General features: G+C 56.6%; 10 protein-coding genes and 4 pseudogenes. 6 read left to right on the forward strand and 8 right to left on the reverse strand.

Translation table 11 applies throughout. The features are described from left to right. Positions 1–130 precede the first annotated feature (130 nt). Together G113_RS15675 and G113_RS15680 are read left to right on the forward strand one after the other, a co-directional pair. Complete coding sequence (locus tag G113_RS15675) at positions 131–985, forward strand: DnaA ATPase domain-containing protein (protein WP_005906642.1); 855 nt, start codon at positions 131–133, stop codon at positions 983–985. A gap of 114 nt (positions 986–1,099) precedes the next feature. Then, positions 1,100–1,735, forward strand: coding sequence for an NAD(P)H-binding protein (locus G113_RS15680; RefSeq protein WP_005906644.1), 636 nt, complete (start codon positions 1,100–1,102; stop codon positions 1,733–1,735). A 49-nt stretch (positions 1,736–1,784) separates the two neighbouring features. On the opposite strand, the gene G113_RS15685 is transcribed toward G113_RS15680, so the two are convergent. From G113_RS15685 to G113_RS15700, 5 genes and pseudogenes are all read right to left on the reverse strand, one after another. Continuing rightward, entirely contained in the window at positions 1,785–2,939 is a 1,155-nt protein-coding gene (locus tag G113_RS15685) for an ABC transporter permease (RefSeq protein ID WP_005906646.1), read from the reverse strand. Further along, positions 2,933–4,075, reverse strand: a complete 1,143-nt coding sequence (locus tag G113_RS15690) for an ABC transporter permease (RefSeq protein WP_005906648.1) — start codon at positions 4,073–4,075, stop codon at positions 2,933–2,935. Before G113_RS15690 ends, G113_RS15685 begins: the two co-directional genes overlap by 7 nt. After that, positions 4,075–5,078, reverse strand: a pseudogene (locus G113_RS15695) (HlyD family secretion protein). The gene G113_RS15690 and the pseudogene G113_RS15695 overlap by 1 nt, the downstream one beginning before the upstream one ends. After that, positions 5,075–5,227: a hypothetical protein gene (locus G113_RS21375; protein ID WP_161618919.1), complete on the reverse strand. Its 153-nt coding sequence runs from the start codon at positions 5,225–5,227 to the stop codon at positions 5,075–5,077. Before G113_RS21375 ends, G113_RS15695 begins: the two are co-directional and overlap by 4 nt. Beyond that, positions 5,224–6,581 (reverse strand): annotated as a pseudogene (locus tag G113_RS15700) (TolC family protein). Before G113_RS15700 ends, G113_RS21375 begins: the two are co-directional and overlap by 4 nt. A 349-nt stretch (positions 6,582–6,930) precedes the next feature. On the opposite strand from G113_RS15700, the gene dusB reads away from it, so the two are divergent. Together dusB and fis are read left to right on the forward strand one after the other, a co-directional pair. After that, positions 6,931–7,896, forward strand: coding sequence for a tRNA dihydrouridine synthase DusB (gene dusB / locus G113_RS15705; RefSeq protein ID WP_005906651.1), 966 nt, complete (start codon positions 6,931–6,933; stop codon positions 7,894–7,896). 25 nt (positions 7,897–7,921) lie between these two features. Then, a complete protein-coding gene (gene fis / locus G113_RS15710; RefSeq protein WP_005906654.1) occupies positions 7,922–8,218 on the forward strand; it encodes a DNA-binding transcriptional regulator Fis in 297 nt (98 codons plus the stop codon). A gap of 331 nt (positions 8,219–8,549) precedes the next feature. Here fis and G113_RS21875 read toward each other — a convergent pair. After that, positions 8,550–8,734 (reverse strand): annotated as a pseudogene (locus tag G113_RS21875) (IS3 family transposase); the annotation flags it as partial. Positions 8,735–8,939: 205 nt separating this feature from the next. On the opposite strand from G113_RS21875, the gene G113_RS15720 reads away from it, so the two are divergent. Further along, positions 8,940–9,401, forward strand: a complete 462-nt coding sequence (locus G113_RS15720; RefSeq protein ID WP_005906658.1) for a hypothetical protein — start codon at positions 8,940–8,942, stop codon at positions 9,399–9,401. Between the two features lie 175 nt (positions 9,402–9,576). Further along, positions 9,577–9,821: pseudogene (locus G113_RS20695) on the forward strand (IS66 family transposase); the annotation flags it as partial. Here the strand turns inward: G113_RS20695 and G113_RS15725 are convergent. Both G113_RS15725 and G113_RS15730 read right to left on the reverse strand, forming a co-directional pair. Next, on the reverse strand, positions 9,776–10,108 hold the full coding sequence (locus tag G113_RS15725) for a lecithin retinol acyltransferase family protein (protein WP_005906660.1): 333 nt from the start codon (positions 10,106–10,108) through the stop codon (positions 9,776–9,778). The pseudogene G113_RS20695 and the gene G113_RS15725 sit on opposite strands and share 46 nt — an antisense overlap. Positions 10,109–10,198: 90 nt before the next feature. Further along, the coding region (locus G113_RS15730) for a hypothetical protein (protein WP_005906662.1) at positions 10,199–10,551 on the reverse strand (353 nt) is incomplete at its 5' end.

The following is a 10,551-nucleotide window of genomic DNA, read 5'->3' on the forward strand; positions in this document are numbered from 1 at the left end:
GTCCGAGCAAGCGCGCCCAGGAGATGATAGAGCAAGCCAAACGGCTGGCCGAGCAGCAAGAGAGCGAGCATGATTGAGCCAGCCCCAACCCGAACTATGATCGCCACCCCGGCACCAGGAGCATATCAAGATGGCAAATGAACAGGATCCCCTGCGCCAGGAGCTGGCCGAGATCGAAGCCAAGCGACAACGTATCGCCAAAGCCAAACAGGACAACCGAGTCCATGACCCAGAATTGAGCCGTCATGTCGGCGGTTTGCTCGAGCGCATTCGCCGTCTGCAGGCCGAGACAGGAGGTGGCCAGTACGATTACGAAACCTTGCGCAAAGAGTATGACCTCAAAGCCAACGCCGAGGTACGCCAGCTGCAGAAGAGTGCACGTCAGGAGCGTATTCAGAAACTGATTGCCCAGGCCGACCTAAATCCGGAATGGGTCTTTGAGCGCATGGATGCAAGCGATCCCAGCTTGCAGTACCCGATGGAGACGGCACGCTACTTCATCAGCGGATTCGAGCATTGGGAGAAGAGCGGTGGCGGTTGCATGCTGATCTATGGTGACTATGGTACCGGCAAGTCAACCCTGGCCGGGGCCGTGGCACACGAACTGATCGAGCAGCACCAGAAATCGGTGATCTTCCAGCAGTGGGCCTCGGTGGTGGACCGGCTCTTCTTCAACGTCATTCAGGATCAGGAGGAGCGCAACCAGTACCGGCGCGCCCTGGAAGAGGTCGACCTGCTGATCCTTGACGAAGTGGCCGCCAACAGGGCCAAGATGGCAGAGAGCCAGTCCAGCTTCCTCGGCCATCTGCTGCGCCGGCGCCGCAACCTCTCCAAGAGCGTCATCATCATCACCAACCACAGCCCCCAGAGCTTGCACCAGGCCATTGGCGACTTCAGCTTCGAGGCGATCAAGGCGTTCAACCCGGTGGATATCCAGCTCAGTGGCCCGAGTCGTCGCCCCAGTATCGGCCACTACAACGGCTAAACACCCCGCGGGCCCCAGCGGCCCGCGCAGCCAACCACTCAGATAATAACAACTCTCATTTACGTATCGAAGATGAACCCTTAGGCTAACCTTTTTGCCAAAGGGAGCAGAACCATGCCCACCATTATTATCTTTGGAGCCAGCCGAGGGCTGGGTCTTGCCTTCACCAAGCTGGCCATGATTCAGGGACATAGGGTCCTGGCCATGGTGCGTTCATCCCAAGCTGCCGATGAGTTGCGCGCACTCGGTGCCGATGTGGTATCGGGGGACGCCCTCGATCGAGCGGCGGTAAACCGGGTTTGTGCATTGGCAGGAAAAGATAGCTGGGTAGTCTCAACCCTCGGCAGCTTTCGCAGCCCGAATCCCGTTGACTACGAGGGCAATCGCCAGGTGATCGATGGAATGGAAGAGTGCGGGCTCAAGCGCCTGCTGCTGGTCACCTCCCTTGGTTGTGGCGACAGCTGGCAGCATCTCCCCGAGCGAGCCAGGGCAGCCTTCGGCCATGAGGTCCGTCTCAAGAGTCTGGCCGAAAGCTGGTTGCAGACCAGCACCCTGACCTGGACCATATTGCGCCCTGCTGGCTTACAGGATGGCAACCCGACCGGTCAGGCACGATTGAGTCAACGTCAGGAGACCCACGGCCTGGTACGACGCTGTGATGTCGCCATTCAAGGGCTGAGCCTGCTCGCCGACAGCACGGCCGCCGGCCAGATCTACGCCATCAGTGATCCCGGCCTCTTGCCGGGTTAAGTTTATCCAGTAATCAACAAGGGTCGGCCTCAGTGCTCTCCCTTGTCAACTAGGCGCTTTGATGCTGACGCCGAGCCAACCAGTAATAGGCAAGTGCGCCATACAGCACCGCCAGCCCCCATAACTGCCACCAAAGCGGTGCCACCTGGGCAAAGTCGGCCCCCATCTGGTTAAGACGCAGGAAACCGGCGATGGCCGGGGTGCTCGGCAGCCATTGGGCCAGCCAGTTCAAGGGCGCCGGGATCAACTCTACCGGCCAGATGAACCCCGCCAGAAACACCAACGGCAGGGATGAGAGCAACACTATCTGGCTTGGCAGATCCCGCCTGCGCAGCAAGGCTCCCAACAGTACTCCCAACATGGTGGTCGCAAGCACGAAAGGCAGCACAAACAGCCAGAGTGTCGTCGGTGAAGCGTTGCGGGTGATCTGGTAGTGATCCAGACAAAACCCGAAGAAATAGCTGACCGGTATCAGGAAGAGCCCCCCCAGCACCAGGGTCCGCGCCAGTAACAGGGGCAGCACCGGGGCCTTTTGCCAATAACCCGATATCCCCCGTTCGTTCTGCTGATTCTGGGTCGCTCCCAGTATGCCAGCCCCCATCAGCAACACCTGATGCAGGATAAGCACAAACACGGCGGGCACCACATAGTTCACGTACCCCATGGTGGGGTTGAACACTGGTAGCACATTGAGCCCCACCGCACTCCAGCCCGTGGCCGCCTGGGGCAAGGCTTCCCCGTGGCTCAGTAGCCGGGCGACCTTTACCTGCGCTGCGAGCGTGCCGCTCGCCTGTGCCAGCCCTTCGGCTATGGTGCCGTACACCAGGAAGTAGGAGGCGTCACCGCTATAGCTTAAGGTCACACTCTTGCCCAGCAGCAGATCCCGATAGAAATGGCGGGGGATCAGCAGTATGCCGCTGGCCCGGCCGTCGATGAGCCACTGACGCGCCTCATCCAGGCTGCTCACCCGAGCGACCAGACGAACCTGAGCCGTCGCATCGGCCATAAACTCCAACTGACGCGAGAGCTGGCTGCCATCCTCGTTGATCACCACCACCGGCTCTTCCCGTGGCAGTTGTTGCAAATAGGGTTGGGGATAGAGGAAGGAGTAAAAGAGCACACCGCCAAACAGGGTCAGCATGATGGCCCGATCCGATACCAGGGTGCGCAGTTCGAGACGCACGAGATCCCAGAAACCTAGCATGAGCCAGCCCCCTTCCCGGTCGGACTCGGGGCAAGGGATTCAGAGCGATAGCGACGCGCCACCACACCAAGCAGTGGCAGGAAGAGTAGCAACGGCGCCAGTTGAGAGAGCGCGTGAGCCAGGGGCTGACCATAGTTGGCCTGACCTATCTGCAACTCTATATAGTGCGAAACAGGCAGCAGGCTGCGCCACCCTTCGGCAAAACTGCCCATGGCGCTGGTCGGAAAGGTCACGCCCATGAAGGCAAAGCCGGGGGCCGTCAGGGCCCCCGCCATGGAGAGTGCCCGCGCCGCATCCCTTAGCAGGGCATAGAGCAATGCGCCCATAGTGAGGCAGGCGGCCGTGGTAAGGCCCAGACCGAGGCTCAAGATAAGCCAACTGCCCTGCATGGGATAGGCCAACACCTTGAACAGCATCAGGCTCCAGCCTAGCCCCCAAGCCCAACCGATGAACAGATTCGGGCCCAGCTTGCGCCACAGGCCCTTCCAGACACCTTCTATGCCCCATCTCTGGCCTAGCCTGTCGGCACGGGCCAGGGAATTCAAACCATAGAGCACCACCAGGATCTGCCAGACCGCCGGGAGCAGGGCGCTAAGCAGGAACTGGGCATAGCTGGAGTTGAGGTTATAGAGCGCCGTGATCTGATTGTTGATGGGCAGCGCCTGGCCCATGGCTCCCGGCAGAACCTGCCCCTCGGCTAGGGCATTCAATACGCCGACCTGACCGTTCAGGGTCCCCACCACCTGCGCCAACGCCGAATTGACCAGCTTGGCTATCAGGATGAACTGGCCATTGTTGAACACTGTGACCTGGGGCTGAAGACCCTCACGAGCATCCCGCTCCAGATGGTGAGGGATCACCACCAGGGCGTAGATATCCCCCCCACGCAGGGCACGACTGCCCTCGCTGACAGAATCAAACTCGGCCCCGAGCTTGAGACCCGAGGAGCCATCCAGAGAGAAGGCAAGCTGGCGGGAGAGCTGACTCTTGTCCAGATCCACCAGACCTATATTGAGATCCCGCGCCAGGCCTGCGGAGAAGATCCAGCACAGCAGCCCCATCAGCAACAGAGGCAGCCAGCTGGCCAATGCACGGCCGAAAGGGTCCCGCCAGAGTTGGCGCAGCTCCTCCCTCATCAGAGCTGAACCAGGACACTCATGCCGACTCTCAACCCATCTACGGGCTGCAGCGGCCGGGCTTCGACCTGGAAGCTCTTCATGTCAAACCCCTGACGGGTATCAGTCGCACGCCAGGTAGCAAAGTCCCCCATCACGGCAACATGAGTCACCTTGAAGCGCACCCACTGATCACCCAGACCGGGAATGCTGGCATCGAACTCGCTGCCGACCTGGAATCGGGGCAGCAGATCTTCGCGGACATGGAACTGGGCCCAGGCATCCTGCATGTCGAGCAGGGTCACCACGGGAAAACCCTGAGGAGCCAGCTCGCCGCTACGCAGCAGCACCTGGGCGACTTCCCCCTCGTGCGGGCTGGTGATACGGGTATCGGCCAGATAGGCCTCGACCTCGGCCACGGAGCCCGCCGCCATCTTGACCTTCTCCCGCGCCGCAACCTTGGTTTCGACCCGCGCCCCTTCCAGGGCCAACTGATACTGCTGCCAAGCCATGCCTTCGCTGTACTTGGCCGCCTGCCAGGCTGTCCAGGCTTCATCGCGTTTCTGCAGGGGCATGACACCATCCCTGTGCAGGTTGGCGATCCGCTGATAAGTGGTCCCCTCAGCGTGGCGGCCACCTTGGCCTGCTGCCACTGATCCTTGGCGGCTGCTATCTGCTGCGCCCTGGCACCATTCTCGGCCTCTTGTGCCAGGGCACCGGCTGCCGCCTCTCCCGCCTTGGCCTGACTCAGCTTGGCCTCTATCTCCGGGCTAGCCAGCGTGAACACCAGCTGTCCCTTGTCCAGCTTGTCTCCCTTCTTCACCAGTACCTGGTCGATTCGCCCGGCCACCTTGGAAGAAACCGCATACTGCTGCGCTTCTATCTGCCCCTGCAACCGTACCGGCTCAGGTTGATATGCCAGCCAGAAACGCCAACCAAGCCAGATAACCAGCAATGCCAACGCCAGGAGAAACAACAACGGCCTGCCTTTGCGCATCTTCTGTCGTATGGGGGAGTGACTCATGCTGATACCTCGATATCGGGGCCAGTACGGCCGACACAGAAACGGATAATGGATAAGGCGGGCTCTGGCGTCACCCTGGTCTGGGCGAGCAGCATTGCCTCGGTAAAACGGTGAGCATAGGCGCAAGGCTTGAAAGAGCGGCTCTTCATGAACTCACCTCGATAGCCTGGGCATACTGATATTGATTGAAGCTGTTCATCTGACCGGAGAGCGCCAACAGACGCGCCAGCGATACCACATACTGGTAAGCGGCGGCGGCGCGCTGGGTCTTGACCCCGGCCAACTGGTTACGGGCATCAACCACATCCAGCGAGGTAGAGAGTCCTTGCGCGAATGCCTTATCCCGCAGGGAGACATTTTCCTGTGCCAGTTGCTGGGTCGAGTCGAGGGCCTGATACTCCTCCATCCCCTGGGCCGCTTCACGCCAGGTCTTCTCGACCAGCAGCTCCAGATCCTCTCGGGTCTTGGCTTGGAGCAGATTGACCTGCAACTCGGCACTCTTGGCCGCCTGCACCGTATCGGAACGGCCATCCCGGCTCACCAGCGGCATGCTGACGCCGACCCCGACCAACCAGTCCGGGGTCAAGCTGGAGGTGATGGAGTCATCCTCATAGAGGTTGTAATTACCAAACAGGAACAGCTCGGGGGCATATTTGCCCTTCTCCAGCTTGATGAGCCCCTGAGCCTGCTGCTTCTTCGCTGCCAGCAGCTTGAGGCCGGGTGCACAGCCAGGGTCTCCTGCACGAAGGCATCCATCTCCGGCATCTTGGCATTGATAAACAGAGGATTGTCGGGCTCAGCCCCCTTGAGTTTGAGCATCCGGGCCAGAGCCAGCTCGGCAATCTCCAGGCTGCGGCGATACTTCTGGGTATCGATGCGCGCCCTGTCATAGGCCGACTGAGCCGAGAGCCGCTCGACTTTGGCTATCTGGCCCTGCGCTTCCAGCTTGCGGGCATGATCTAGGTGATGGGCCAGCCCCTGCTCGATCTCCTGCTTGGTCTGCACCACCTGCGCCGCCAACACCACACCGAAATAAGTCTGGGAGAGGCTCTCGAAGCTGGCCTGCTGCTTGAGCACCAGTTGCTCCTGAGCCTCCACTACCTGCGCCTGACGGATATCCTGAGCGGCATCGATACGCCCCCCCACGAACAGCGGCCACAGCATCTTGACCGAACTGGTCACCACATTCTGCTTGGTGAGAGGGGTAACAAAATCACTGGCTCCGAGCTGCAATGCCTGCATGACAGGCCCCAGGATCTGGCCGAATTCGGGATGATTGGCGATGGGATTGAGATCCAGCATGTCCAGCTCGACCGGCTTGTCGAGATGGGTGTAGCTTGCCCCTAGATCCACCTTGGGCAGATACATGGCCTTGGCCGCCTCGCGCAGCTGCTTGGCGCGGTCAACCCCGGCTTGTTCCGCTGCCAATCCCTCGTCTTGTTGCAGCACCTTGCTCCAGGCCTGGTTAAAGCTGAGGGGCTGCGCCTGGGCTGGCGTCAGCATGAGCCATAACAGGCAGGGCGCCAGCTGGCAGATAAAGCGTGCTCTCATACTTCCCCAATCTGTTGGTCGTGCAGTTTGTAATGAAAATGTTTGGAGTTTTTACTCAACGCAGGGCAATTATCATAACGCAAAGCCCGAGGATCTGGTCACGGGTAATTCGATTGTATCCCTTCACTTCAGCTGACGGCAGCCCCCATCACAATTTGCCCGATTTTCAAGCACTCCTGAATTTGCAAGGCCTCGCTGGCCGTTTTTTTCATAAAAAAATGCCTGACGCTCAAATACTAACCTTTTATCCTGACTAAAAAATGCGTAATATACGCCGCCCTAAGCCGATGGTAACTGTGGAATGCAGATAGGTCCCCACACGCTTGAAACTCCCTTGATTGTGGCCCCCATGGCCGGTGTAACAGACCGACCATTTCGTGAGCTTTGTTTGCGATTGGGTGCCGGCATGGCTGTTTCCGAGATGCTGCTGGCCAATCCGGACGTCTGGGATACCCAGAAGACCAGGATGCGGATGGATCACTCTGCCGAAGCGGGACTGCGATCGGTCCAGATAGCTGGAGCCGACCCGGAGATGATGGCGTTTGCCGCCCGCTACAACGTGGAGCAGGGCGCTCAGATCGTCGACATCAACATGGGGTGTCCAGCAAAAAAAGTGAATAAGAAGTTGGCAGGTTCCGCCCTGCTGCGCCAACCCGATCTGGTCAGAACTATCTGCCGGGCCGTGGTCGATGCAGTGGAAGTGCCTGTCACATTGAAGATCCGCACAGGATGGGATCCGGATAACCGCAATGGCGAGGAGATCGCCCGAATCGCCGAAGATTGCGGTATCGCGGCCCTTGCCGTGCATGGTCGCACTCGCTCCTGCCTCTACAAGGGCGAAGCAGAGTACGACACTATCAGGGCGATTAAGCAGGCCGTATCGATTCCTGTTGTCGCCAATGGCGACATAGACAGCCCGGAGAAGGCCCGGTATGTCCTCGACTATACCGGCGTCGATGCCGTGATGATCGGCCGTGCAGCGCAAGGACGACCGTGGATTTTCCGGGAAATCCGTCATTTTCTTGAGACAGGAACCAAGCTGCCACCTCCCGGAAGGGATGAGGTTCGCACCCTGATGAACGAGCATGTAACCAATCTGCATCAGTTTTACGGTGCCTTTCTGGGAGCGCGCATTGCCCGTAAACACGTGGGCTGGTATCTGGATGAAGAAGTGACGGGCCGAGAATTCCGTAAGCACTTCAATGCGTTAGATTGTGCAGATGCACAGCTAAGAGCACTTGAAGTGTATTTCGATGGATTAGGTTAACGCATAACTAAAGAGCCGACCGAATATGTTCGAACAAACCCTGACTTCTGATGCATTGGTAACAACTACTCACAATCATGCCGCCGAGCCCACCCAGCGCCCCCTGCGTGACTCTGTGCAACAGGCCCTGCGTAACTACCTGGCCCAGTTGAACGGTCAGGAAGTGATTGAGCTGTATGATATGGTCCTCTCCGAAGTCGAAGCTCCCATGCTGGACGTGATCATGCAGTACACCCGTGGTAACCAGACTCGCGCTGCCGTGATGATGGGGATCAACCGCGGAACCCTGCGTAAAAAGCTCAAACGTTACGGCATGAACTAAGCAATAACAACTAAGCTATTGAAAATAAAAGCACTTTCATTAAAACGGAAGTGCTTTTTTAGTTTTAAACCCACAATTGAACCCACACCTACCCAACTAGACATCATTGTAGATAGCTCCGATAGAGCGATATTGAGCCATGCCTTTAGGTAACCGTTCATCGAGAGTGGCTTGACGGGAAAAAGAGACGATCGTCTCTTGCTCCTCATTTGCCTGTTGCATGATCCCACCCATGTGGCATGCTCGCAGCAATCGACGTCGGTAGTGCCATCCTTGCCCCTCGAGCAGGCTTGCGGCGTTTTTCAAGGTAGTTATCGTGTCGACCGTGTTTTTATGCCGCTTCTTTCTGCTGCGATTGTTCCCGATCCGGATTGAGCATGACCGCTCCAACGGGCTCCCAGTTGCGTGTCTTTCCTGACCAGCGTCCTGGGTGGCTGGCACGGGCCTGCTGATACAGCGCATACCGGCCTGCTGACCCATGCCACAGTGGTGCTCAATCGGTGTCACGAAGCGGATGCTTGTGGGCATGAAGGACACGATGGGAATGAACAAGCAGGACATTGTGACTTGATGGATGGTCTGGGAAACACCCCTTTCAAGGTCATGGAGGAAGTCAAAATGTACTTGTAAAAATGAAGGTGGATCACAGCATCCTAAATGGTTCGCGGTTATACCACAAAAAGTGGAATACTCGATGCCATTCAATAACAAGGAATAGAATATGAACGTCTACTTCAAAACCCTTATTTTTTCTACCACTTTGCTGGCCACAGTATCGGCTCAGGCCATTACCAACATCTGGAACTCCGAGTTCGGACAAGGTGTATCACAAAACAGTATACAAAACGAACAGGGCGATGTTTTTACCATTAATTGTGATATTGGCTACAGCGAAAACGGCGAGTTAACCGGCGTTAAATTTACGTTGGCCAACGGCCAGGATTTGTCTCCCAGCGATAGTAACACCCTTGAACTGCTGATAAACGGCAACGCTTACTGGATTCCCGACTCTCTGGGCTGGCGTAATGGTGACAATGCCTGGTATTCATTCCGTGAAGCCATTCAAAGTGCTACACAATTTGATGTTTATGCTAATCAGAAAAAAGTGGCAAGCTTTGTACCTACACCCCAAAGCACCAAAACAGTGCTGGGCGACTTGAGTGAGTGTGAATATCGCAATTGATCTCACCACTAGGGCAATCCCCCCGAACACCAATGCCGCGTTCGTGGCGGCCATGGAAAATGTGCTCGACGTCTACCACCGGTAAGCATTCACCGAGAGTGGGTTGACATGAAAAATGGGATGAGCATCTCATGCATCAGGGGTTTGATTTTCCAAGTGAGCTATTTCGTGAGGAGTCCCGCTGACAAACAATGAGGCAGAGAGAGTGCTGCGCGGCTATGTGCTATGGAGAAAAGGGAGCTACGGCGTGTGTTCACATCGTGGGAGCTATTTCGTCAACGCATCCTGACATTGGTCGAGACAACTAAACGCCTGGGACGTTGTCCCCAGGAGTGGCTGCGCGCCATCGTCCGAGCTTGCATCGAGAAAACTCATTACCCCATTCCCTCCGAGTTGTGCACGTCAAGCCCCTGCCGGTGAACGGTTACCTCACAGTTACTGAACAATACATCGTACTGATGCTCGCCCAGCCGGGTGCGGGCACGCTCGATGCTCTCCGTTCGGTCATGGAGCCTGACAGGGTAAGGTTTGTACCAGACCGGTTTATTATCGGAAAACCCATCCAGTGAGGTCATCACAATTTCACCTGGTAGACCGAGGTCGGCCCCCTGATAGTGGATAACGAGACCGTCCCCGACATATAAGCCGTGGTGGGTATAACCGAAGCGAGCGGTCACCAAATGATCGCCTGGGGTGAATCGAGGCATGGAGTAAACTCCTTGTGTTCAGACATAGAAACAAAACAGGGCACCATGAAGATGCCCTAATGTTTTAAATATCGTTTTAAAAAAACAAATCTATATTGATTTCGATATTTTCATTTCCAACTCAGAAATAATGGCTTTTTTTGCTGCAATATCTTTCTCTAATGGGGCTGTAATTTGGGAATTGGCTCTGGGCTGACAGGTTTCGGTGATGTAATTTTGGTAATCAGCATCCATTAATTTTTTCATTGTAGCTTCTTTCGCACATTGCTCAACTGTTGTTTCGATGCTCATTTTAATTTCATTTGAGTTGAGCCTTTCAATTAACTCATCTAGGACTGCTTGTTCATGGAACAGTTTTGCGGGCACTATATAATATTCCAAATATTCCTGTTTGTTATCAAGGCAAACTAGGGAAGGTGCGAACAAGTCCCTGATATGAGATC

The organism is Aeromonas molluscorum 848 (assembly GCF_000388115.1).
GTDB lineage: Bacteria > Pseudomonadota > Gammaproteobacteria > Enterobacterales > Aeromonadaceae > Aeromonas > Aeromonas molluscorum.

What these genes read in the sequence shown, in the direction of transcription:
- G113_RS15680 (WP_005906644.1), top strand. Translation starts at nt 1,100, where the DNA reads ATGCCCACCATTATTATCTTTGGAGCCAGCCGAGGGCTGGGTCTTGCC.
- dusB (WP_005906651.1), top strand. Translation starts at nt 6,931, where the DNA reads ATGCAGATAGGTCCCCACACGCTTGAAACTCCCTTGATTGTGGCCCCC.
- G113_RS15720 (WP_005906658.1), top strand. Translation starts at nt 8,940, where the DNA reads ATGAACGTCTACTTCAAAACCCTTATTTTTTCTACCACTTTGCTGGCC.
- G113_RS15685 (WP_005906646.1), bottom strand. Translation starts at nt 2,939, where the DNA reads ATGCTAGGTTTCTGGGATCTCGTGCGTCTCGAACTGCGCACCCTGGTA.
- G113_RS15725 (WP_005906660.1), bottom strand. Translation starts at nt 10,108, where the DNA reads ATGCCTCGATTCACCCCAGGCGATCATTTGGTGACCGCTCGCTTCGGT.
- G113_RS15675 (WP_005906642.1), top strand. Translation starts at nt 131, where the DNA reads ATGGCAAATGAACAGGATCCCCTGCGCCAGGAGCTGGCCGAGATCGAA.
- G113_RS21375 (WP_161618919.1), bottom strand. Translation starts at nt 5,227, where the DNA reads ATGAAGAGCCGCTCTTTCAAGCCTTGCGCCTATGCTCACCGTTTTACC.
- G113_RS15690 (WP_005906648.1), bottom strand. Translation starts at nt 4,075, where the DNA reads ATGAGGGAGGAGCTGCGCCAACTCTGGCGGGACCCTTTCGGCCGTGCA.
- fis (WP_005906654.1), top strand. Translation starts at nt 7,922, where the DNA reads ATGTTCGAACAAACCCTGACTTCTGATGCATTGGTAACAACTACTCAC.